The organism is Haloferax sp. S2CR25 (assembly GCF_031624535.1).
Lineage (GTDB): Archaea > Halobacteriota > Halobacteria > Halobacteriales > Haloferacaceae > Haloferax > Haloferax massiliensis.
Genome location: NZ_JAMQOO010000003.1, coordinates 309134 through 332860 on the forward strand (window position 1 = coordinate 309134; position 23727 = coordinate 332860).

The following is a 23727-nucleotide window of genomic DNA, read 5'->3' on the forward strand; positions in this document are numbered from 1 at the left end:
TTAGGCCTCCGTCCGAAGTCCCTTGGCGAACTGTTCGGCGAACGCGACGTACAGGATGAGCGTCGGAACCGCCGCGAGGAACGCCGCGGACATCCTGATACCGAAGTCGATGCCGGAGGTCGACGCCCCGATTGCGGGCAGCACCAGCGTGACCGGTGCCGCGGGCGCGTCGGACCCGGTGACCAGCGTGAACGCGAAGAGGAACTCGTTGTAAATCTGCGTGAACTGGTAGATGAACACGACGCCGAACATCGGCTTCGAGATGGGCAGGATGACGCGCCGGTAAATCTTCGTGATGCTCGCGCCGTCGATCTTCCCGGCCTCGACGAGCGAGTTCGGGAGGCTCTGGTAGTACGACCGGAACAGTATCGTACAGATGGGAATCCCGTAAGCGATGTGGGTGATGACGAGCGGCACGAGGTCGGCGTGGTACCCCTGGAAGAAGGGTATCGACGCCACCATCGGCTCTATCATCCGTGCGAGCGGGAAGATGTTGTTCCAGAAGCGCGCGAGCGGGACCAACACGGCCTGATACGGGACGAAGACGCCGATGACGAACAGCATCAGCATGCCCATCTGCGCCCGCCAGTTGACCATCGTCAGGCCGTAGGCGGCCATACTCCCGAACAGGACGCTCCCGATGGTCGCCGGAATCGACATGATGAGCGAGTTGAAGAACGACCCCGAGAGCTGTTCGAGGGCGAACTGGACGTTCCCGAGGGTGAAGCCCTCGCCGACGGGCGGCGCGAAGGGAAGCGAGCGAGCGACCGACTCGTTCGTCTTGATGGCGGTCATGATTCCCGTCTCCAGCGGGACGAGGAAGAATCCGAGGAAGAACACGACGAGCGCGTACTGAGCGACGCGCCGCAGGTTCACGTCCTCGACGAGCGATGCGACGTCGAAGCTGCCTGTGGATGACGGCTGTGACATGGTCAGAGGCTCCCCTGTTTGTACTGGTAGTAGAGGTACGGTCCGATGACGCCGAGCGCCATGATGAGAAGCATGGTCGCGATGGCGGCCGAGTAGGCCCACTCACCGAACTTGAACGCCCGGCGGACCATGAGCGTCGCCAGGATGTCCGTCCCGTTCGGCGGGCGGTACCGGCCGACGAGCGCGTACAGGAAGGTAAACGCCTTCAGCGCGAACACCATCAGCACGACGGCCGCGCTGACGGACGCCTCCTTGAGTTGCGGGACGATGATGCGGAGGTAGGTCCGAATCATGCTCGCGCCGTCGACGCGGGCCGCCTCGAACTGGTCGTCGGGAATCGACTGGAGTCCCGCGAGGTAGACGACCATCGTGTACCCGCTGAACTGCCAGATGAGGGCGAATATCACCGCCCCGAGCGCTATCGACGGATTCCCGAGCCAGTCCACCGGGTTGAACCCGAGAGTCGTCACGACGAGGTTGAGGATGCCGCTTTCGACGTTGAACATCCAGAGCCACAGTTGCGCGGTGACGACGAACGAGAGGCTCATCGGGAGGAGATAGACCGTCTGGAACTTCTCGGAGAACCTGATGCCGTGGTCCAAGAGGACCGCGAGGAACAGCCCGAGCACCAGACAGACGGTCGTAAAGCCCACGAGGAGGACTAAGTTGTTCTGCGCGGCGGCCCTGAACGCCTCGCTCGACAGCGCCTGTGCGTACATATCCAAGTCGAGCGTGGAGTAATCGGGCGTCCCGAGGCCCTCGTAATCCGTAAACGAGATTGCGAAGTTGTAGCCGATGCCACCGTAGACGGCGATGCTCATGAGGACGAACGGGATTCCCCAGTACGGCGAGGAGCGAACGAAGTCGCTGTTGAGGAAATACCGGAGCTTCGACTCCCACCCGACCGCCTCGTCGGTCGCGTCGGCGACGTGCTCCGTGTTATCGTGTGTTGCCATCGATGTACCTATATGTTATTTGTTGATGATGGGGCTGTGATTTCGACCGAGGCGTTACTCGGAGACCGCTTCGACGAGCGCGTCGGCGGTGGCTTCGACCTTGAACGGCCCCATGAAGTTATCGCCGAAGGCGGTCTTACACGCGCCCATCGTCTTGGGCGTGACGGCGAGACCGTGGGCGATGGTCGGCGGGTACGCCTCCGAGTCGGTGAGGTCCTCGTACGTCATCGCGAGGAAGTCGGTCAGTTCGCTCGGGTCGATGTCGGTGCGAAGCGGGACCGACCCCTTGGGGTTGTTGAAGGCGATTTGGGCCTTCTTCGTGCCGACGAACTTCTGCCACGCGATGGTCTCCTCGCGGCTCGGGTTGTTGCTCGGCGCGACGATGGAGTCGACGTGGTAGAAGTAGATACCTTCCGTCCCCGGGAACGGTATCCAGTCCCACTGCTCTTTGTAGTTGAAGCTGTCGTCGGCGCGGAACATTCCGTACACCCAGTTCCCCTGATGGATGGTCGCCGCGTTCCCCGAGATGACCTTCTGCCCCGCCGTCGTGAAGCTGATGGACGAGGCGTCGGCGGTGATGTAGTTCTCGTTGATGGTCTTCAGCGCTTCGAGCGCCTCGACGACGGCCGCCCTGTCGGGGTTGCCCTCGATGAAGTTCGTGTACGCCTCGACACCGCTCTGGCTCGTCAGAATCTGCGCCCAAAGTTGGAGGTTCGTCCACGGCGCGACCATCGCCTGCGCCATCGGCGTCACGTCCGTGTTCTGGTCGATAGCTTCGAGCGCGTCGAGGAGCGCGTCGACGCTGTCGAGGCTCGACGCGTCGATGCCGGCCTCCTCGAACACGGCGGTGTTGTAAAACAGGTTGTTCATCCGGTGGGAGCCGATCGGGACCGCCGGCATCTTGTCGTTGAACTTACACAGTTCGACCGCGCGGGACTGCATGGTGTCTTTGAATCCTTCGGCGTCCCACACGTCGGCTTCGAGGTCCATCAGCGCGCCCGAGTACCGTTCGAGGTTCTTCCCCGGCCAGTTGGCGAACGAACTCATCGGGTTGTTGTTCGCCAGTCGTCGGAGAATCGTCGCGTTGAGGTTCACGTTCGCGCTCGCGCCGACCGCTTGGAAGTTCGTATCCATCTCTGGATACTCCTCCTCGAACGCCTCGATGAGCGCGGTGACCGCCGCCTCGCCGTCGCCGCCGGCCCAACCGTGGAGCACTTCGAGTTGCGAGTCCCACGTGCCGCCCGAACTGCTCCCGCCGGTCTCGGTGTCGGAGGTACCGTCAGAACCGCTTCCACTTTCGCTTCCGCTTTCGGTTCCATCCGTCTCGGAGCCGCCACCGCCGGTACATCCAGCGATGCCGGTTGCGACACCCGCGGACAGGACAGTGAGATACTTTCGACGGTTCACACTTTTATCGCTACTGTCGTTCTCAGCCATGTTATACCCATGTTAGCTACCCGCATATATAGGTTGTGAATGAATGATGGTTATGTAACAGCTCCACAGGGTCGAGCGAACGTCTTTCGCAAGAATTGCGGGCGGAACTGCGTCGGACGAGCGTGGGGGCGCGGTCGAGAACCGAGCGAAGCCCGTGCGGGAACTGTCGTCGGCCGCGACACCCCCTCGCAGGCGGGCTCTAGCTCGCGTCGCGGTCCGCAGACGGCGTTCGACGAGTCTCAGCGTTCGGCGCGACGTTGTCGCGGGGAAACACGTATGCGGCAGGGAGCTAATCACGGCGTATGGTCGACCGACCAACCGCCATGGACGATCCGCTCGACGGACGCACAGCACTCGTCACGGGTGCGAGTTCGGGAATCGGCGCGGCGACCGCGCGCGTGCTCGCCGAGGACGGCGCGGACGTGTGTCTCGCCGCCCGCCGAGCCGAACGGCTGGAATCGCTCGCAGAGGAGATTCGCGAGACGACGGACGCCGCCGTGAGCGTCGTGCCGACGGACGTGACCGACTCCGACGCGGTCCGGGCGCTCGTCGACGCGACCGTCGAGCGCTTCGGCTCGCTCGACATCGTCGTCTGCAACGCCGGCCTCGGCATCGACAAGTCGGTCGCCGAACTCACCGACGAGGAGTACCGCCTGATGACCGGCGTCAACGTCGACGGGATGTTCTACACGGCGAGAGAGGCGATTCCGCACCTCGTGGAGTCCGAGGGGAACCTCGTCTTCCTCGGGAGCATGTCCGGGAACCACCCCCGACCCCACAACCCGGTGTACGCCGCGACGAAGTGGTGGGTCCGCGGGTTCGCGTCGAGCCTGCAGGGGTCCATCGGCGAGGAGAACGTCGGCGTGACCTGCGTCAACCCGACCGAGGTCCGGACCGAGTTCGGCTCCGAGAGCGGCGAGACGCTCGAAGAGTCGTTCGAGGAGGGGTCGGTGACGGAGGCGATAGAGGTCGCCGACGCCATCGCCTACGCGGTCCGCCAGCGGTCGCCGAACACGGTGCTGTCGCTCGACCTCTACCGGCGCGACAAGCTCTCGCACTTCTGAACGGGGGCGGGCGCGACGGCACCCCCAACAATCGAGGGAAGCGTATTTTGCGGTCGGTTCCGAACGAACGCCTATGACCGTCACGCGAGTGGTCGACACGTCGTGCCGACTCGGCGAGGGGCCGGTCTGGCACCCCGAAGAGAAGCGACTGTACTGGGTGGACATCGAAGGTGGCCGGTTGCACCGCTACGACCCCGAAACCGGGGCGCACGACTGTCCCGTCGAAACGTCGGTCATCGCCGGCGTGACGATTCAGCGCGACGGGTCGCTCCTGGCGTTCATGGACCGCGGCCGCGTCGGGCGCGTCGTCGGTGGCGAACTCACAGGGGCGACGGAAATCGTCGACTCGCCGACCCGGTTCAACGACGTCATCGCCGACCCCGCGGGACGAGTGTTCTGCGGGACGATGCCCTCGGATGCTGCGGGCGGACGGCTGTTCCGACTCGACACCGATGGAACGGTGACGACGGTCGAAACCGGCGTCGGCATCCCGAACGGGATGGGCTTTACCCGCGACCGCGATCGGTTCTACTTCACGGAGACCGAGGCCCACACTATCTATCGGTACGCCTACGACGAGGAGACGGGGGCCGTCGCGGACCGCGAGCGGTTCGTCGAGTCGCCGGAAACGCCGGGACTCCCTGATGGGATGACGGTCGATTCGGCGGGCAACATCTGGTCGGCCCGCTGGGAAGGGAGCTGTGTGGTCAAGTACGACACCGACGGAACCGAACTCGACCGGTTCGACGTGCCGACGGAGAAAGTGACGAGCGTCGCCTTCGGCGGGGCCGACCTCGATTCGCTCTACGTGACGACCGCCGGCGGCGACCCGGACGGCGGAGCAGACGAGGACGAGGACGCGGGTGCGCTGTTCCGCCTCGACGTGGCGGCGACCGGACGGCCCGAGTTCCGCTCTGACGTTCGGCTGGACTGAGCCGAAGCGGACAGCGACCGCGGGCGGTCAGTTCAGGTCGACCGCGGCCCCGGTCTCGGCGCTCTCGTAAATCGCGTCGATGGTCCGCATGACCGCAACGGACTCCTCGCGGTCGATTCGCGGCGTCTCGCCGGTCTCGACGGCGCGGGCGAACGCCTCGACCTCGCGGCGGTAGCTGTCGGTCGGGTCGAACGTCTCCGTGACGACGCGGCCGTCGGTGGCGTAGGTGAGTTCGGCCGAGGCCGTCGGGTCGACGTTGAACGCGGTCTTCGCCTCCAGCCAGCCGTCGGTGGTCTGGACGCGGTAGTACTGGGTCTCGGGCGTGTCGAACGACGACTCGACGCGGGCGGTCGCGCCGTCGTCGTACTCCAAGACGCCCGACATCCGCGTGTCGACGCCGCAGTCGCACGTGTCGGTCGTGGTCGCGTACACCCGGTCGGGCGTCCCGAGGAAGAGCCGCGCCGCGCTGACGGCGTAACAGCCCACGTCCATGACGCTCCCGCCGGCGAGGTCGGGGTCGATGCGGATGTTCTCGGCCCCGTCGGGGAGCCGGAACGAGAAGTTCGACGTGACCGAGACGACCTCGCCGAGCTCGGAGGCGACGAGTTCCGCGGCCCGCTCGGTCCGCGGGTGGAACCGGTACATGAACCCCTCCATCAGCGTGACGTCCGCGTCCTCGCAGTAGTCGAAGACGGCGGCCGTCTCGTCGGCGCTGGCGGTCAGCGGCTTCTCGCAGAGGACGTGCAGGCCGCGGTCGGCGGCCGCCCGGACCCAGTCGGCGTGGAGGCTGTTGGGAAGCGGGATGTAGACCGCGTCGAGGGAGTCGTCGGCCAGAAGCGCCTCGTAACTCCCGTACGCGGTGGGGATACCGAGTTCGTCGGCGACCGCGCTCGCCCGCGCCTCGTCGCGGGACGCGATGGCGGCCGCCGCGTGTTCGCTCGCCTGAACCGCCGGGATGACCGATTTGACGCCGATGCCCGCCGTGCCGACGATGCCGAATTTCATGGGAGGAATTCAGGCGACTCCGGTGATAAAACTGCTGGAGAAACCCCCGTCGAATCGGGTCTATGCGCCGTCGCACCGTGGTTCGCCTTCGAGCTAACGACGACCGCGGTCTCTCAGAGCTCGGACGCCTCGTCGCGGGTCCACCACCCGAGGCCGGTCACGGCGACCCCGTCGGTGCCAGCCGCGTCGTCGTCCCGCCAGTCCCGGCGCGTGAACTCCTCGACGAGGTCGATGGCTGTGGGCTCATACGGTGGTGACGGAGTTCGAGAGCGTGCCGATGCCCTCGACGGTGATGTCGACGCGGTCGCCCGCCTGCAGGTCGAACGGGTGGTCCGGGACGAGCGACGTGCCCGTGAGGATGACCGCCAGTTCGGGGACCGTGTTGTGGCGCGTGAAGTACGACACGAGTTCCTCACAGCTCCGGACCATCTCGCTCGTGTTCGTGGCGTCGTCGTAGACGACCTCGCCGTCGCGTTCGATGGTCATGCTCATCTCCAACTCGTGGGGGTCGTCGACGTCGTCCGGCGTGACCACGCACGGACCGATAGAGCAACAGCGGTCGTAGACCTTGGCCTGCGGCAGATACAGCGGGTTTTCGCCCTCGATGGAACGACTGCTCACGTCGTTGCCGACGGTGTAGCCGACGATTTCGCCGCGGCGGAGGACGATTCCGAGTTCGGGTTCGGGAACGTCCCACTCTGAGTCGTCCCTGACGCCGATGGCGTCGCCCGGTTCGACCGTTCGCGACGGTGTCGCTTTGAAGAAGATCTCCGGCCGGTCGGCGTCGTACACGTCGAAGTACATGTCCGGCATCGAACTCTCCTCCTCGCGCGCCTGTTCGCTGATTTGGTAGGTGACGCCCGCGGCCCAAACCTCCTCCGCGTCGACCGGGACGGTCGCGTGTCGGTCGACGAACGCGTCGTCGACCACGTCCGCGTCCTCGGTCAGTTCGGCCGCGAGTCGGTCGATGGAAGTCCGGGCGATACTCGCCACCCGAGCCAAGTCTCCGAACGTCCGAAGGTCCGGGTCGGCGCTCGTGAGGTCGTACGTCGTGGAGTCACGACTCACCGTGAGGTGTCGCTCTCCCGACACCGCTAGCTGGTGGTAGTGCATTCAGTAACCCCATTACCAGCGATTGTTAAAAAAGTACGTCCCGACGCGAGCGGGGTGCGAGGGGGTGAGACACAGAACCACGAAACGGCGGCGGGTTCGGTCTCGAACCCCTGGCGAGCGCGGGTAGTGGCCGCCCTCGTCTCGCTCGACCGCCGGCAGGCCGGGGCATCGTGGTCGACGCGCACTCGGGACCACCGTGCTGAAGGCCGACACAAATGTTCTCAGAGACAGAACAGAGTCGGATGCAGGGAACTGTCGACCGAACGACTCGGACATGGGCGTATCAGACCGTCACAGAGAACTGAGGAAGGGACTGACGAAAACGAGTCTCGAACAGAAGGCAGTTCGACCGCTTTGAACCGTCTACGTCGATATTCGGGGGCTTTCGAGTCGAGAGGCAGTGATAACTGAATATTGTCTATTACAGAACAGAGTCTCGCCGTATTCGAACGAGAAATCGCGCGATTGGTGCATTCTACGGTCGAAGAGGACCGCATGAATTACACGAGTACGCTTGTAATACAGAACGGCTGACGACGGGAAACGGACGCGATGTTACCGAGTCACCGCGGCGACGAACGGGCACGGACGAGGCGGTGTGTGATTCGACGGTGTCGTTCCCTATTACAGAATTACCGTCCTGCGGTGACCGGAATCAAACGGAGACGGCCCGCCGGGGAGCGGGGAGAGGCCGGAGACTACCCGAGAGGCGGCGCGCGCGGTCACGAGCGACGAATCCGCGACGCAAAAGGAGAACAGTCGGTCAGAACGCGCTGTCCGCGAAGCCGCCGTCGACGGTGACGACTTCGCCCGTCACGAACGAAGACGCGTCGCTCGCGAGGAAGACCGCCGCACCGACGATTTCCTCTCGCTCCGCGACCCGACCGAGCGGCGTTCGCTCGTCGATTCGCTCGCGCTTTTCGGTCCCCTCGGCGTAGGTGTCGGCGTTCTGCGGCGTGATGACGAACCCGGGCGCGATGGCGTTGACGCGTATCTCGGGCGCGAGTTCCTTCGCGGACGCGCGGGTGAACGCCTCGACGCCACCCTTCGCCGCCGAGTAGGCGGGGAGGTTCGCCATCGAGAGTCGCGCGGCCAGAGAGGAGATGTTGATTATCGACCCGCCGTCGGCGACGGCCGGGGCCATCGCCTGCGTGACGCGGCGGACGCCACCGAGCGCGATGTCGGTGACGTGGTCCCACGCGTCGTCGTCGATATCGAGGACCGAGTCGCGCGAAATCGCGCCCTGCGAGGCGACGACCACGTCGATGCCCCCGAACTCCTCGACGGCGCGCTCGCGGACGCGTTCGAGCGAGGCCGGGTCGGTCACGTCGCACGTCTCTCGAACCGCGTTCGCCCCCAAGTCCTCGATCGCGTCGGCCGTCTCGTCGACCGCCGACTCGCGTCGGCTGGTTGCGAGGACGTCCGCGCCCTCGCTGGCGAATCCGAGGGCGATTGCCTGTCCGATACCGCTCGTTCCGCCGACGACGACGACGCGCTTGTCACTGACGGAGACTGGCGTGTGCTCGTATGCGACCATGGGTTCCAGTCCGCACGGTGCCGACATGATAGTTGCGGAACGCGCGACTGGAGTGCCGCATGCAATACGTTTTTACCGACCCGTGCCACATATGCTCTCATGCGAGGACTTGCCAAAGTGGAGCGTAGCTCCGGCGCTATGGAGTTCGTCGAGCGACAGAAACCGGAGCCGGGGACGGGAGAAGTGCTCGTAGAGGTCGACTACGCCGGCCTCTGCGGGAGTGACGCGGGTATCTACGAGTTCGAATCCGCCTTCGAGCGGATGGAGCTCCCGACCGTCATCGGCCACGAGTACGCCGGGCGCGTGGTCGAAGTCGGCGGCGGCGTGACTGAGTTCGGTGTCGGCGACCGCGTGGTCGAACGGCCGATTCGGGGCTGCGGCGAGTGTTACCAGTGTCGCATCGGCGAGGAGAACGTCTGCCAGGACGCGGTCATCACCGGCGTCGACCACGACGGCGCGTACGAGCGCTTCATCGCCGTCCCGGAACGCGCCCTGCACCCGATTCCCGACGACGTGGAACAGCGACACGCCGCGGTCGCGGAGCCGACGAGCATCGCCGCGCGCGCCGTCATCGAGAACTCGCGGGTCGGCGCGGGCGACCGCGTACTGGTCGAGGGACCGGGGCCAATCGGCCTCCTCACGGCCCAAATCGCGGCCGCGCAGGGCGGGACCGTCGTCGTCTCCGGCGTGGGACAGGACGCCGAGTATCGGCTCCCGCTCGCCGAGGAACTCGGGTTCGAGACGGTCAACGTCGCCGACGACGACACCGAGGCGCGACGCGAGCGCCACACCGGCGGCGTCGGCTACGACGTGGTGTTCGACACGACCGGCCACCCCTCGGGGCTCACGACGGCCGTCGAGGAGGTCCGCAAGGGCGGTCAAATCGTCCTCGTCGGGCAGACCGGCGAGACCACGATGCCCTACTCCCCGCTCGTCCGGGCCGAAATCGACCTCCAGTGTTCGTACGCCTCCATGTACGAGGACTTCGAGCGCTCTTTCCGCCTGATTCGCGACGGCGACGTGGACTGCGAGACGTTCGTCGACACCCGGTTTTCGCTGCTCGAAGCCGACGAGGCCTTCGAGACGTTCATCGAGGGCGGGACGTGCAAGCCGGTGTTCGACGTCTCGGAGTTGGCGTAAGCGAGCCCTCGAACGGCCGCAACCCAAACCGAGATGGAAAACCAAAACAACCACAATACTATATACGGAGGAAATCAGGGAAAAGCCCCAAATAAACACTAATAGCTCGGTGTTTTTTGCTTTTCAACTGATTCCTACCGGACATATTCAGATATTCCGGATGAAATATCAATCATACCCAATGGTGAAGCATTTTCATTCAGTTGTGGTCGCTTTAAACCGCCAAAACAGATGAATTTAGCCGATATATTGGAGACTTTCCAATCTAGTTTCCGATGTAATTTTTTATTTTCCACAATACTACTGCAGCGGTCCAGACCTCGAATCCGAATCGAGACGCGGCGCTACCGGGAGGTCGCCAAAGAGACGACGGGAGCGGAATCGAAGGAGGACGTCAGTCGCTCGCCGAATCGCCACTAGCCGGCGACGAGAACTCGGGGTCCCCGTATGTGCCGGAGCGGTCGTCGGCGGGGTCGTCCGCGGCGGGGGTCTCCCCGTCCGGGAAGTAGCACGCGGCGCGGTGGTCGCCGCTTCGGGCGGTGTCGAGTCCGGGTTCGCTCTCCCGGCACTCGTCTTCGGCCTTCGGGCACCGCGGGGCGAAGACGCACCCCGGCGGGAGGTCGACCGGGTTCGGAGGCTCGCCGTCGAGCAGGACGCGGTCGCGGTCGACCGTCGGGTCCTTCTCGGGGGCGGCCGCGAGGAGCGAGGTGGTGTACGGGTGTTTCGGCTCGGCCGCGACGGACTCGACGTCACCCTCCTCGATGACCCGCCCGAGGTACATAATCGCGAGCCGGTCCGACACCTGCACCAGACTGGCGAGGTCGTGAGAGATGTAGACGATACCGATGTCCTCCGTGTCCGCGAGTTCTCGAAGGAGGTTCAGCAGGTTCACCTTCAGCGACACGTCGAGCATCGACGCCGGTTCGTCGCAGATGAGGAAGTCGGGGTCGAGGACGAGCGCTTTGGCCACCGCGACGCGCTGGCGTTGGCCCCCCGAGAGCTGGTGGGGGTACTGGTCGAGGAACTTCCGCGCGGGCGTGAGCCCGACTTTCTCCAGCGTCTCGACGACGGCCCGTTCGCGCTCGTCGGTCCGGTAGTCGTGGATGGTGAGCGGTTCGCCGACCAACTGCCGAACCGTCTGTCTCGGGTTGAGCGAGTCGAAGGGGTCCTGGAAGATTATCTGCACCTTCCGGCGGAACTCGCGCATGTTCCCGTCGGCGTAGTGCTCGTAGGACTCGCCGTCGAAGGCGAACTCGCCGCCGGTCGGCTGTTTGAGAAGCGCGATGGTCTCGCCGAGCGTCGACTTCCCACAGCCGGACTCGCCGGCGACGCCGAGGATTTCTGACCGCCGGACCCGCAGGGAGACGCCGTCGACGGCGCGGACGTAGTTCGGGTCGTTGCCCCTGAGTTTCTCCAAGAGCGGCTGGCTCTGCTCGTAGTACTTCTCAAGGCCGTCGGTTTCGAGGAGCACTTCGCCGCGGTCCGATTCGTCGTGACTGTCGGGGATGCCCCACGTCTCCGGGTCGGTGGCGTCGCGCCGCATCTGGGCGGCTTTGGTGACGTGGTGGCACGCCGAGCGGTGGTTGCGGTTCGGCAGGTCGACGAGGTCCGGATGGGACGCCTCGCATTCCTCGGTCGCGAACGGACACCTGTCCTTGAAGACGCACGCGCTGGGTGACTCGCTCAGGTTCGGCGGCGACCCCGGAATCGAGACGGGGTCTTGGTCGCCCTCCTCAATCTCGGGGAAGGAGTTCTTCAGCCCCATCGTGTACGGATTCGTGGGGTTGACGAGGACGTTGTCGACGCTCCCCTGCTCCATCGCCTTCCCGCCGTAGAGGATAGACAGCTCGTCGCACGTCTCGGCGATGACGCCGATTTCGTGGGTGATGAGAAGCAGCGAACTGTCCATCCGGTCCTGTATCTCCAGAATCTTGTCGATAATCTTGTCTTGGACGATGACGTCGAGACCCGTGGTCGGCTCGTCGGCGATGATGAGGTCCGGTTCGAGCGCGAGCGCCATGGCGATAGTCACGCGCTGGCGCATCCCGCCGGAGAACTCGTGGGGATAGTCGTCGATGCGGTCGGGGTCGAGCCCGACGATTTCGAACAGTTCTCTGACCCGCGAACGCGCCTTGTCGTCGGTGACGTTCCGATGGGTCTGAATCGCCTGTCGAATCTGCGCGCCGGTGGACATCACCGGGTCGAGCGAGTCCATCGCGCTCTGGGGGATGTAGGCGATGTCCTCCCAGAGCACGTCGCGGCGCTCGCGCTCGCTGAGGCCGGTCAGGTCGCGGCCCTGGAATTCGATGCTGCCGGATTCGACGGAGCCGTTGCTCGGGAGGAGGCCGAGAACCGCCTCGGCCAGCGTCGATTTCCCCGAGCCGGACTCGCCGGCGAGGCCGTAGTTGACGCCCTCGTCGATGCTGAACGACACGTCGTTGACGGCGTGGACGGTTCCGCTGTCGGTCGAGTACGTGACCGTGAGGTCCGTGATGTCGAGGAGGCTCATTGTTCGGTCTGAATTTCCGGGTTGATGACTTCTTCGTAGGCGCGGCCGATGAGGAACACCGAGGTGGTGATGGCCGCGATGCCGAGTGCGGGCGGGAGCACCCACCACCAGGCGACGCGCATGTTGCCCGATTCGAACACCTGTCGGAGCATCCGGCCCCAACTCGTGACGGTCGGGTCGCCGAAGCCGAGGAACGCCAGGCTGGCCTGCGCGGCGATGGCCCACGCGATGCCGTAGGCCGTGTAGAGAAATCCGATGGGAAGCACGTTCGGCGCGACGTGGTAGAGCATCGTCCGCAGGTCGCTCGCGCCGCTGGCGCGCGCCGACTTCACGAAGGTGCGCTCTCTGACGGAGAGGACCTCGGAGCGGACGACGCGGGCGGGCATCTTCCAGAGGAACGCGACGATGATACCCGTCATGAGCCAGACGCTCGGCGTCACGAACGTCAGGAGTAACAGCGCCATCGGCGTGAACGGCAGCGAGAACGTGAGGTCCGTGATACGCATGAGAACCTCGTCGACCCAGCCGCCGTAGTACCCGCTGACGAGTCCCACGAGAAAGCCGAGCGCACCGGTCCCGATGCCGCCGAACAGTCCGACGATGAACGTCGGTTGCGCGCCGGCGAGGAACTGGCTCAGTACGTCTTTGCCGTAGGCGGTCGTCCCGAACGGAGCCGCGCCGGTCGGTTCGGACAGCCGCAGCATCGAGCCGGCGTCGTCGCGGACGGTGTGCTCGATGGGGTCGTGCGGGGCGAGCGCGGGGCCGAGGAGACCGAGGAAGACGAACGCCGCGACGATGAGGACGCCGGCGAACGCGAGGCGGTCGCGTCGCAGGAACGTGAACTGGTCGCGGAGCGTCTCCGCGACCCCCTCGACGCGCTTTTTCAGTTCGGCTTCGGGCTTCGTCTCGGTGCTCACGCGGCACCACCTCCGCTGGTCGAGACGGTCGGGTCGAAGTAGGCGTACAGCACGTCGGCGACGAGGTTCGCCACGATGACCGCGAGCGCCATGATGAAGACGGCGGCCTGCACCAGCGGGTAGTCCTGCTGTTGGATGGCGAGCACGAGTTCGCGGCCGATGCCGGGCCAGCCGAAGACGACTTCGAGCAGGATGAGTCCCTGGAAAATCATCCCGAGACGCAGCGCGAAGTAGGTCAGAATCGGCAGCATGGAGTTCCGGCCCGCGCGTGCGAGCTGCTGCATCTCCGAGAGCCCCTTCGCGCGGTGGAGCTTGAGGAACTCAGAGCCCCGCTTTTCGACGACGCCGTTGCGCGCCAACAGCAGGAAGTCGCCGCTGTAGTACAGCACCGACACGGTAAACGGCAGGATGTAGTGGTGCAGGAAGTCGAGCGAGGCGAACGTCTCGACGTAGCCCTCCGGCGAGGCGCTGATAGAGCGCATCCCGAAAGCTGGCACCAGTTCGAGGTTGTACGCGAAGACGATGACGAACAGGATGCCCGTGATGAACACCGGCGTCGACCGGAGGAAGGTCGTGGTGATGATGCTGAGCTTCTCCAGTTTGCTTCCGCGGTTCCAGCCGACGTACATCCCGAGGAGGGAACTCAGGACCGCCGTCGTCACTAACGCGGGGACGAGCAGGATGAGCGTGTTGACGAGCCGCGGGGCCAGTACCCCCCAGACGGGCTGGCTCCGCAGGATGGAGTAGCCGAACTGGAACAGCAGGATGCTCTGGAGGTAGCTGAGGTACTGCCGCCACATCGGCTGGTCGAGGCCGTACATCGCTCGAATCTCGGTGATTTGTTGCTGGCTCAGGTTGCCCGCGGTGACGAGAGATTCGAACGGACTCCCCGGAAGCAGCCGCAGGACGACGAAGATGACCGAGACGGCCACGAGGGTGAGCACGATGGAGATGGCGAGCCGCTTTGCGAGAAACCGCTGGAACTCGCTCATGGCCGGACCACCCAACGCCACGAGTGGATAGTGTTCGACATGCGTGTCACCTCACGAGAAGTCCGCCTGTCCGAGTTCGTCGCGGCGCTTGTGCATGTTCCCGGGCTGGATGCGCTCAACGAAGGCGGCCCACGCGTCCCCGTTGGGGAACCGGAGGTTGCCGTCGCCGTCCCGCGTGTAGCCGGCCTGTTCGAGGAGCGATTTCGCCCCGTCGATGTCGAACTCGTAGTGGGTCGTGTCCGACGTGTGCCACGGCGTGAGGTCCGAAATCGGGTTCTCCCCGCTCGGAACGGTCGCGCGGTCCTGCAGCACGTCGGCGGCGAAGCCCTCGGTGTCGACCGACTTGGCGAGGGCGACGCGGAACTCCTTGTCGCGGACGAGCGGACAGGAGAACATCAGCTTCGTGTCGAGCGGCGCGAAGTTGCCCGAGGTCATCTTTTCGACGCCGCCGGTGCTCGCGGCGCGGTCGGCCTGCGAGTTCGAGAGCGTCGTGCCGATGGCGTCGATTTCGCCGCCCTGCAGCGAGCCGATCATGGAGTCGATGTTGCCGACGTTTATCCAGATGACGCGGTCGACGCCCTCGCCGGTCGTGGCCTGGTCGCCGAGCACGTCTGCCCGCCAGTCGTCGTCGAACATCCAGTGGCCCTCGTTTTTCGAGACCTCGAAGCGGGTTCCCTGCTCCCAGTTCTCGTACGTGAACGGCCCCGTGCCAACGGGCGACTCGGGGTTGTGCTGGGACGGGTTCTCCACGTCCTCCCACTTGTGCTTGGGGATGATGACGCTGCGAACGACGCGCTGGGTCATGAACGCCGCGTCGGGGCCCTTCAGATTGAACCGAACCTCGTGGTCGCCGAGCACCTCGACCGACTCGACCGGTTCGTAGAACGGCGTCTGACTGGTCGAGGAGTGTTCCTTGTACAGTTCGACGGTGAACTTCACGTCCTCCGCGGTGAACGGCTCGCCGTCGTGCCACTCGACGCCCTCGCGAAGAGTGAGTTCGACGGTGGTGTCGTCGACGAACCCGCCGCCGGTCGCCAGCGCGGGGACGACTTCGAGGTCCGGCGTGGCGTCGAAGAGGCCGTCGTAGATGAACGTCAGCCGCTTCGCCTCCGCGCCGCCGGCGGCCCACGGGAGGTTCAGCGAGTTCATCGAGGTGGTCACGCCCTTGATGTAGGTCCGGTCGTCGGTCTGGGGTTGCAGGTTCACCTCCGACCAGACGAACGAGTCCTTCGTCGGCCCGTTGCCCGGCGTCTGGACGTAGCCGCTCCAGCGCTCCGTGTTGACCGCGGTGATGATATCGGGGAACAGCGTGATGAGCGCGCCCACGTCCTCGCTGAAGATGCGCTGCGCCTCGGCGACGAGCTCCTCGCGCTCGGTGCGGTCGGTCGTCTGACTCTGTTCCGTCAGCACCTCCTGCAGGTCGGGGTGGTAGTAGTTGTCGTAGTTCGAGAGGCTCGTCTCGCTCCGCCGCATCAAAAGCGGGTTCGGGTCCAGCCCGCGTTGCGGGTCCGGACCGTGGGTGCTCATCGAGATGATCGCTTCGAGCCCCTTCGTGTCCCAACTCTGGGCGTACAGTTGGTTCAGCGGTCGGTCGTTGAGTTGCGTCCCGACGCCGAGGGCGTCAAGCCCGCGCTGGACCATGAGCGCGTGTTCCCGCATCCACGGGTCGTCCTCGCTCGAAAATTCGACCGGGACGGGGTCCAACACCGCGCCGGCGGTCGCGCTGTAGTCGAGCGGCGGTTCGTCGGCGTCGATGGTCTCCCACTCGCGCCAGTACTTCGTCTCGACCGTCTCCGGGGTTCCGGACGGGACCTCGGGGGTGAGACTCGACCCGCCGTCGCTCCCGCCGCTTCCGTCGCCGCCACCGGTACACCCGGCGAGTCCGGTCACGCCGAGGGCGGTCGCAGTCGCCGCCACGTAGTCGCGTCGCGTAAGGCCAGTTCCACGTTCGACACCCGAACTATCACGATTTTTCTCCGACATTGCGACCGCTTGTTATGGAGTATCTTCCATGGTGCTGTTCCCGATACGGCCCGATATCTATCGTTCTTTATATACTCGGTCGGCGGGATGCGGCAATATTCTCCAACAAGCAGTGAGCTACTCCTGTCGCGGACCGTAGATGAGTTCGAGCAGATTTCGCTCCGCGGTCCGGAGTCGTTCGCTCAGCGTGGACTGCGCGATACCCAGTTCCTCGGCGAGTTCGGTCTCAGAGATCTCCCGCGGAATGTGGAAGTAGCCGTGGTTGAATGCCGTCTCCAGAACCGCGAGTTGGTCGTCGGTCAGCTTGGAGATTAACACCTCCTTTAATCGGCCGCTGTCGAGCGGTTCACCCGGGGCTTCGTCCTGCGTGACGGAGCGGAGTTCGAACTCCCCGAGCGTCTCCTGAATCTCGTCGGCGAGTTCCCTGAAGTGGTCCCAGTCCTGGGCGGTGGCGACGACCTCGAAGACGCCGTCTTGGAGGACGATGCGGTTCGGAATCGTCTCCTGTCTGAGAACCAGTCCGAGGATGAACGGGTACGACTCGTTGGCGAGAATCGTCACTCGACGTATCTGCACGTCGGTCGAGGCGGTCGGAATCTCCTCGTCGTAGAAGACGGTCACGCCCGAGATGTCGGCGAGGAGGGACTCCACGTCGAAGGGGCCGTTCGAGGCGATGGTGAGCGACTCGATCCACGTCCCGTCCTCGACGTAAAACGCGTTGTCCAACTCGATGCTCCGTGCGTCTCGCAGGCGGCGATCTATCTTCGACATGACGCCGGTCGGAGCCGTCGTAAACTCAACACGTAAGATGCGAACTCACCCGTACCGGGCAGATACCGTTCACCTACAAATAGACCGGTGGTTACCGCAACGGGCGAGGATACCGGCCCGAGTTCGCGACGCCCTCGTCAACGTTTCAGGCGACGAGCGGCCAGTAGAAGAGCCACGAGAGGGTCACGACGACGAGCGACAGGCCCATCGTCACGAACCCGAACAGCGTCACGTCCCGGTTCGTCAGCGGTCCGCGGTCTAGCGAGACGAGGACGGCGGTCGTGTTGAACGGGAGAATCGTGGTCGACCCCACCACGAGGAGGACCGCGAGTCCGAGATAGAGTTGCGTCACGCCGAACGTCTCCGCGAATCGCAGCACGATGGGGAGAATCACCACGATGGCGGCCGACCCGGTCGAAAACAGCACGCGAACGACGACCGCGAACCCGAGAAGCAGCCCGACGAGTTGCCAGTGGCTGAACGCCTCGAACGGGACGAACCGCGCGAGGAGGTCGACGACGAGCGCGATGGTTTGGGTCGCTTCCAGGGCGTCCAGAATCGACAGCGTCGCGCCGATGAGAAAGAGGACGCCCCAACTGAGTTGCTTGACGTCGTCGGCGTCGATAACGTCGACTCCCGGAAGCGCGAGGACTGTGACGGCGACGACCGCCGGGAGAATCTCGGGGAGTCCGACGAACGAACCGACGACCCACGCGAGGACGGTACCGGCCATCACCGCCGCGACGAGTCCCTGTTCGCGGGTCAACTCGCCGTCGGGGGGCGCGTCCGCAATCCCCGGCTCGCCGGGGTCGACAGTCGAGTCGGCATCGACGGCGTTGAAGAGACCGGCGGCCGCGGCGGCGAGCGCGTAGAGAACCACTGTCGGCGGAATCATCAAGACGGCCCACTCGACCCACGAGAGCGGTCGGACGCTCGTCGCGAGGATGCCCGAGGTGACCAGCGCCATCCCGCCGCCGGTCATGAGCGCCATCGACGCGATGGGATTGATGTGACCCAAGAGGAGGAACGTCGCCCGTTCGAACCCGCTTCGCGCCGGGAGGTCGAACTCCTCGGTCACCTCCTCGACGATGGGGATGAACGCGACCGCACGGGCCATCGCGGACGGCATGAACAGCGCCAGCACGAGGACGTTTCGCGCGATGGAACGAAACGCCCCGCGAGGGGTGCTGTCCGGGGACAGCAGTCGGCTCGCTAACCGGGTATCCAACCCCACCGACCGGACCGCGTTGCCGAGGAGTAACAGCACGAGGAGGAAGTACACGAGCGAGGAGGTGAAGCCGCTCACCGCGGCCTCGAAGGAGTCCACGACGCCGAGGGCGTACAACAGGGAGACGCAGGCCAGACTCGAAATCACGTACGGAACCGGTTTCGTCAACCAAAGCAGGAGCGCGACGACGAAAACCGAGAGCGCGTACTGCGACCGGACCGGAAGGACGGAGACTGGGTGGAGCCCGACGACTGCGAGGAGCAAGGCGGCGGCGACCGCGAGCGTCACCGTCTGCGGCGAGAGTTCGGGGGCGCGTAGCCCTCGGCCGGGCAACCAATCTGTCACGAATTTATCTGCACACAACGGGCCCAAATAGCTACTGCCGGCGACAATTCGGGCCGCCAGTCGAAGGAGAGAGCGCGAATCGAGTTGACACGACCCGAATAGAAACTATTAGAATTACTTGGATTATTTGAACTTCTCAAAGAGTCGGAGTAACCATAATTATTTCAACTGTGCCGAGAATCTCGCTATCACGGATATCCCCATCATGTCACGTGCAGTCAGCGTCTGTCTCCTCAAAGGCGGTATCGGAAAGTCGACGACCTCCATCAACCTCGCCCGCGAGCTCGCACACCGGGGCAGCGACGTGCTGCTCGTCGACCTCGACCCGAACGGACACACCACGACGGGCCTCGGGTTCGGCGAGGAGTTCTACTCGGAAGCGCACCTCGGCGACGTGCTCCTCGACGACGCCGAGTTGGAGCCGCGGGAGCTTATCTTGGAGACCGGGTTCGAAATCGACCTCCTCCCGTCGAACGACCGCATCGAACAGGTCGAGTCGGACCTCGGCGGCGTGATGATGGGGTCGGCGCGGCTCAAACAGCGCGTCATCGACCCGCTTCTCGGCGACGACTACGACTACGTCGTCGTGGACTGCCCCGCGGCGCGCGGGAAACTCAACGACAACGCGCTGTACGCCACGCAGAACCTCGTCTTGCCGATGCGCCCCGAGTCGGGCGCGCTCTCGGGGCTCGAAAAGACGGTCAAGCGGCTTATCACGCCCGCGCGGGAGCACTTCGACCTCGAAATCCTCGCCGTCGTACCGACCGACCTCCGGGACCGAATCGACCACGACCGCCCGACGAGACGGCTCGTGGAGGCGCTCGTCTCGAAGCCGAACATCGCCTCGAAGCTCCCGAACTTCGCGTACACCGACCCTGAAGTGTTCGAGGCCATCGACAACGGCGAGTGGGACGGCGACCTGCCGAAGCCGGGGATTCGGCATCGGTCGGCCATCGACGCGTCGATTCGCGAGCACATGCCCCTGCGGGACTACGACAGCACCTGCGACCAGTTGGCGTGCTACGACGAACTCGCGCAAATCGTCGAAGAGGGCGAGGTGGCCCGATGAGCGAAGACCCCTTCGGCGACCTCGACGCCGCGATGGGGAGCGGCGAAACCGCCTCGGAGCCAGAGCCGGAACCCGAACCCGAAGACGCCGGCACCGACGACGCGGTCGAATCGGAGGGGGAGTCGGAATCGGCGTCCGCCGAACCCGTAGACCCCCGCGAGCGCCCCGCCTTCGAGTTCGACGAGACCGTCCACAAGGCGCTGTACGTCCTCGAAGCGGTCGCCGACGAGTTCGACGACATCATCACCTACGACGTGGAGCGCGAACTGACCCGCGACCACGGTCTCAGGGGCGTCACGAAGAGCGAACTCCACAACGCCGCGCTCGCCGTGGCGACCGAACACCCCGAAGAAATCGTCGAACGCGTCCTCGAACAGCGCGGCGTCGACGACGAGGAGTCCGAGTAATTCGAATAATCCGAAACCGTCGAAGGTTCTATCCGAGTGGGTCGTGAATCGAAATATGGGGAAAACTCTTGTTTCTACCCATCGTAGTAGGACGTATGTCCGAAGCGACGCTGGACGGTCGCGGACGCCTCACGCTCCCCAAAGAGGTCAGAGAGCGGTACGGCGAACACTACCGCATCGTCCAACTGCACGACGGTATCAAGCTGATACCAATCGAGGACGACCCGCTCGATGCGCTCCGCACCGAGTTCGCGGACGTCGAGAAGACGGCCGAAGAACTCCGCCACGGGGCCCGGAACGCGGCGATAGACGAGGCCGGCCGCTGAATGTACGCCGAGACGGACTTCCTGCTGGCGCTCATCAAGGACGAGGACTGGCTCGGCGACGCCGCAGAGGCGGTCTACCGAGACCACCGAGACGAGCTGTGGACGTCGCAGTTCACGCTCATCGAACTCCTCATGGTCGCGTATCGAGAAGAGCGGGACACGGAGCGGGTCGTCGCGAACGTCGCCACGCTGTTGGAAGTGCGCGGGGACGTGGACACGGTTCTCACGGCCGCGACCTACGTGGAAGACCACGGGTTCACGCCCTTCGACGCGCTCCATCTCGTCGAGTCCGATGGCGACACGATCGTGTCGAGCGACGAGACGTACGAGTCGTTTGCCCCGCGGCTCGACCTGAAGGCCGTCCGAGACGAGTGACAGCGGTAGGGCAGTTATTCTGCAGACAGTCCCGGTTCCCCACAGATCTGCCGAGTTCAACACGGCCGCGGCGGATTATCAGCGACTGAAGTTCGACAGCGCCGATAAATCGAGGCGGAGGCGGTGACGCGTCGAAATCCGGCACTCACCGAATCATCTTGTCTCGGTCGGGGTCGAAAAGCGGCCCGGACCGGACCGTCGCGGGGTGGGCGTCGCCCTCGTACCGAATTTCGACGTCTTGCCCCGAACTGGCGTATTTCTCGGGGAGGTAGGCGTACGCGATGCCGGCGTCGATGGTGTAGCCGTAGTCCGCCCGACAGCAGTAGCCGACGACGTCACCGTCGGCGACCACCGGATGGCCCGCGTCGACGACGGCTTCCTCCTCGTCGAGCGTTATCGGGACGATTCGGTCGCTCGGACCGTCGCCCTCCCTGTCCTCCACCAGCGCCGCCTTCCCGACGAAGTCGGTGTCGAGGTCGACCGCGAAGCCGATTCCGGCCTCGTACGGATTGTGCTCGGGCGTGAGGTCCGTCCCCCAGAGGCGGAACCCCTTCTCCATGCTCGTCGAGTCGAGCGCGGCCCAGCCGACCGGCGCGATGTCGTACTCCTCGCCGGCCTCCCGAATCGCGTCCCAGAGCTGGCTTCCGTACTCGGTCGGGGCGTAGATTTCCCAGCCGAGTTCGCCGGCGTACGAGAGTCGAAGCATCGTGACGGGGATGCTTCCGAGGTAGGTCTCCTGTGCGGAGTAGAACGGGAACTCGTCGTTCGAGAGGTCGGCCTCGACGAGGTCCGAAAGCACCTTCCGGGAGTCGGGTCCGAAGACGCCGATGCCGGTCCGACTGGAGACGTGTGCGGTCACGTCGACGGAGCCGTCGTCGGGCGCGTGCTCTTCGACCCACCGCGAGTGGAGCGTCGCCGAGCTTCCGCCGCCGGTGAACAGCACGAATCGGTCGTCGCCGAGACGGGCGACCGTCAGGTCGGCGAGCACGCCGCCGTCCTCGTTGAGCATCGCCGAGTAGCGCATCCGACCCGGCGTGACGTCCATATCGTTGGTCAGGAGACCCTGCAGGAACTCCAGCGCGCCCGGTCCCGTCACTTCGATTGGCGTGAACGTCGTCATGTCGACCATGCCGACCTTCTCGCGGAGGTGCTGGTGTTCCGCGCCGTGGACCTTCGACCAGTTCTGGGAGAGCCAGTCGGGGCGGTCCGGCACGTCGTACGTTTCGAGCAGCGTCTCGTTGGACTCGTACCACTGCGGGACCTCCCAGCCGTCGCTGTCGTAGAACTCCGCGCCGAGGTCGTCCTGCCGGTCGTAAAACGGGCTCCGGCGGAGCGCGCGCTGCCCGCTCGGTTGCTCGCGCGGATGGATGAGCTGGTACACCTCGCGGTACTGCTGTGCGCCGCGCCCGTAGGTGTACTCTCGACTGCCCGTGTGCGATTGGAACCGAGAGACGTGCGCGCCGGAAGCGTTGACGCGGGAGCCGTCGAGCCGCGGCGTCCCGTCTTCCATCCAGCTGGCGACGATGTCGCCCGCGCCGCCGGACTGCGTGACCCAGACGGCGAGCGCCCACCAGAGTCCCTCGGTGTCCTCGTCCGGTCCGAGGATGGGCATCCCGTCGGGGGTGAACGAGAACATGCCGTTGATGGCGGAGGTCCACTCGCAGTCCTCGAAGCCGGGGACGAGTTCGCTAGCGGCGTCGAACGCCGACCGGTCGTGGTCCGGGTGGGTGTTCTCGTAGAAGTGCTCCTCCGTGAACTCGCGGAGCGACGGGTATTCGAGTCCGAGGTCGTCGAGCTTGTCGGGACCGTAGATGTCCGCCGGGTCGACCAGAAGCGACTCGTGGTTGTACGAGCCGATACCGTAGCGCTCGCCGTGCTGGCGGTAGTACAGCGAGTGGTCCTGATGCCGGAGGAGCGGCTGTTCGATTTCGCGCTCCGCGCCTTCGAGTTCGTCCAGTTCGTCGGAGACGAGATACTGGTGCGCGCAGGGAACGAGCGGGATGTCCGTGCCGACCATCTCGCCGAACAGCGGCCCCCAGATGTTCGTGGCGACGAGCACCTCGTCGGCCTCGATGCGGCCGTGTTCGGTGTCGACCGCGTCGATACTGCCGTCGGAGACGTCGATGTCCGTGACCTCGGTGTGGCCGTAGAACTCGACGCCGACCTCACGCGCCTCCTCCGCCATCGACTCGGCGGCGCTGACGGCGTCAGCCTTCCCGTCCGACGGGACGTAGTACCCGCCGTAGATGACGTCGGAGTTTATCTGCGGGACGCGCGCTTCGACCTCCTCGGGCGTGAGCAGTTCGCCCTCGTCGATGCCGTAGGACTGTCCCCACTCGCGCTTGCGCTTGAGGAAGTCCCAGCGCGCTTCGGAGTAGGCGACTTCGATGCCGCCGCACGTCCGGAAGTCGCCGAACCCGTCGTAGAGGTCGCGCGTGTACGACGCCATCTCCGTCATCAGCTTGTTCCCGGCCGTCTGGAACACGAGCCCGGGTGCGTGAGACGTCGACCCCCCGGTCTCGAACAGCGGTCCGCGGTCGAGGACGACGACGTCTTCGCGGCCCGACTCGGCGAGGTGATACGCCGCGCTACAGCCGACACAGCCGGCCCCGACGACAACCGTTCCGGCGCGTTCGGGAAACGTAGACCATGTGTTCATGTACCAAACAGTAGTGACTGCGGCCCCCGG

20 protein-coding genes are annotated in these 23727 nt (G+C 65.1%); 7 read left to right on the top strand and 13 right to left on the bottom strand.

Annotated features, from left to right (window positions below):
- Genes xacI through NDI65_RS09830 form a run of 3 tightly spaced genes read right to left on the bottom strand, consistent with a single transcriptional unit; the run spans position 1 to position 3323 of the window.
- Entirely contained in the window at positions 1-930 is a 930-nt protein-coding gene (gene xacI, locus NDI65_RS09820; RefSeq protein ID WP_042665763.1) for a xylose/arabinose ABC transporter permease XacI, read from the bottom strand.
- 2 nt (positions 931-932) lie between these two features.
- Entirely contained in the window at positions 933-1886 is a 954-nt protein-coding gene (gene xacH / locus NDI65_RS09825; protein ID WP_042665761.1) for a xylose/arabinose ABC transporter permease XacH, read from the bottom strand.
- Between the two features lie 54 nt (positions 1887-1940).
- Positions 1941-3323, bottom strand: a complete 1383-nt coding sequence (locus tag NDI65_RS09830; protein ID WP_226908750.1) for an ABC transporter substrate-binding protein — start codon at positions 3321-3323, stop codon at positions 1941-1943.
- A gap of 323 nt (positions 3324-3646) precedes the next feature.
- Between NDI65_RS09830 and NDI65_RS09835 the strand changes: the two genes are divergently transcribed.
- Both NDI65_RS09835 and xacC read left to right on the top strand, forming a co-directional pair.
- On the top strand, positions 3647-4387 hold the full coding sequence (locus NDI65_RS09835; RefSeq protein WP_042665766.1) for an SDR family oxidoreductase: 741 nt from the start codon (positions 3647-3649) through the stop codon (positions 4385-4387).
- 73 nt (positions 4388-4460) lie between these two features.
- Positions 4461-5321, top strand: coding sequence for a pentonolactonase XacC (gene xacC / locus NDI65_RS09840; protein ID WP_089780049.1), 861 nt, complete (start codon positions 4461-4463; stop codon positions 5319-5321).
- Between the two features lie 27 nt (positions 5322-5348).
- Here xacC and NDI65_RS09845 read toward each other — a convergent pair whose 3' ends face one another.
- The 3 genes from NDI65_RS09845 to NDI65_RS09855 all read right to left on the bottom strand — a co-directional run bounded on the left by NDI65_RS09845 (position 5349) and on the right by NDI65_RS09855 (position 8976).
- Positions 5349-6326: a D-xylose 1-dehydrogenase gene (locus NDI65_RS09845; RefSeq protein ID WP_089780047.1), complete on the bottom strand. Its 978-nt coding sequence runs from the start codon at positions 6324-6326 to the stop codon at positions 5349-5351.
- A 243-nt stretch (positions 6327-6569) separates the two neighbouring features.
- Complete coding sequence (locus NDI65_RS09850; RefSeq protein ID WP_089780045.1) at positions 6570-7439, bottom strand: fumarylacetoacetate hydrolase family protein; 870 nt, start codon at positions 7437-7439, stop codon at positions 6570-6572.
- Positions 7440-8202: 763 nt separating this feature from the next.
- Positions 8203-8976, bottom strand: coding sequence for an SDR family oxidoreductase (locus NDI65_RS09855; RefSeq protein WP_089780043.1), 774 nt, complete (start codon positions 8974-8976; stop codon positions 8203-8205).
- Between the two features lie 99 nt (positions 8977-9075).
- Here NDI65_RS09855 and NDI65_RS09860 point away from each other — a divergent pair, with 99 nt between their 5' ends.
- Positions 9076-10116, top strand: coding sequence for an alcohol dehydrogenase catalytic domain-containing protein (locus NDI65_RS09860; RefSeq protein WP_089780041.1), 1041 nt, complete (start codon positions 9076-9078; stop codon positions 10114-10116).
- Between the two features lie 394 nt (positions 10117-10510).
- Here the strand turns inward: NDI65_RS09860 and NDI65_RS09865 are convergent, their stop codons facing one another.
- The 6 genes from NDI65_RS09865 to NDI65_RS09890 form a co-directional block, all read right to left on the bottom strand.
- Positions 10511-12625, bottom strand: coding sequence for an ABC transporter ATP-binding protein (locus tag NDI65_RS09865; RefSeq protein WP_089780039.1), 2115 nt, complete (start codon positions 12623-12625; stop codon positions 10511-10513).
- Positions 12622-13542 carry an ABC transporter permease gene (locus NDI65_RS09870; protein ID WP_004972224.1) on the bottom strand — a complete coding sequence of 307 codons (921 nt, stop codon included), beginning with the start codon at positions 13540-13542 and terminating at the stop codon, positions 12622-12624. Before NDI65_RS09870 ends, NDI65_RS09865 begins: the two co-directional genes overlap by 4 nt.
- On the bottom strand, positions 13539-14534 hold the full coding sequence (locus NDI65_RS09875) for an ABC transporter permease (protein ID WP_004972227.1): 996 nt from the start codon (positions 14532-14534) through the stop codon (positions 13539-13541). The genes NDI65_RS09870 and NDI65_RS09875 overlap by 4 nt, the downstream gene beginning before the upstream one ends.
- 51 nt (positions 14535-14585) lie before the next feature.
- Positions 14586-16451 (bottom strand): ABC transporter substrate-binding protein, encoded by a 1866-nt coding sequence (locus NDI65_RS09880; RefSeq protein ID WP_089780035.1) that lies wholly within the window; start codon positions 16449-16451, stop codon positions 14586-14588.
- Positions 16452-16634: 183 nt separating this feature from the next.
- Positions 16635-17288: a helix-turn-helix domain-containing protein gene (locus NDI65_RS09885; protein ID WP_050460023.1), complete on the bottom strand. Its 654-nt coding sequence runs from the start codon at positions 17286-17288 to the stop codon at positions 16635-16637.
- Between the two features lie 145 nt (positions 17289-17433).
- Positions 17434-18804: an SLC13 family permease gene (locus NDI65_RS09890; protein WP_004972233.1), complete on the bottom strand. Its 1371-nt coding sequence runs from the start codon at positions 18802-18804 to the stop codon at positions 17434-17436.
- Between the two features lie 262 nt (positions 18805-19066).
- Here NDI65_RS09890 and NDI65_RS09895 point away from each other — a divergent pair, with 262 nt between their 5' ends.
- The 4 genes from NDI65_RS09895 to NDI65_RS09910 all read left to right on the top strand — a co-directional run bounded on the left by NDI65_RS09895 (position 19067) and on the right by NDI65_RS09910 (position 21038).
- The gene (locus NDI65_RS09895; RefSeq protein ID WP_089780033.1) at positions 19067-19930 is read left to right on the top strand and encodes a ParA family protein; all 864 of its coding nucleotides are present in this window, start codon (positions 19067-19069) and stop codon (positions 19928-19930) included.
- The gene (locus NDI65_RS09900) at positions 19927-20337 is read left to right on the top strand and encodes a hypothetical protein (RefSeq protein ID WP_089780031.1); all 411 of its coding nucleotides are present in this window, start codon (positions 19927-19929) and stop codon (positions 20335-20337) included. The genes NDI65_RS09895 and NDI65_RS09900 overlap by 4 nt, the downstream gene beginning before the upstream one ends.
- A 95-nt stretch (positions 20338-20432) precedes the next feature.
- Complete coding sequence (locus NDI65_RS09905; protein WP_004968458.1) at positions 20433-20663, top strand: AbrB/MazE/SpoVT family DNA-binding domain-containing protein; 231 nt, start codon at positions 20433-20435, stop codon at positions 20661-20663.
- Positions 20664-21038: a PIN domain-containing protein gene (locus NDI65_RS09910; protein WP_089780029.1), complete on the top strand. Its 375-nt coding sequence runs from the start codon at positions 20664-20666 to the stop codon at positions 21036-21038. It begins immediately after the preceding gene.
- Between the two features lie 145 nt (positions 21039-21183).
- Here NDI65_RS09910 and NDI65_RS09915 read toward each other — a convergent pair whose 3' ends face one another.
- Positions 21184-23697: an FAD-dependent oxidoreductase gene (locus NDI65_RS09915; RefSeq protein ID WP_089780026.1), complete on the bottom strand. Its 2514-nt coding sequence runs from the start codon at positions 23695-23697 to the stop codon at positions 21184-21186.
- Between the last annotated feature and the right edge of the window lie 30 nt (positions 23698-23727).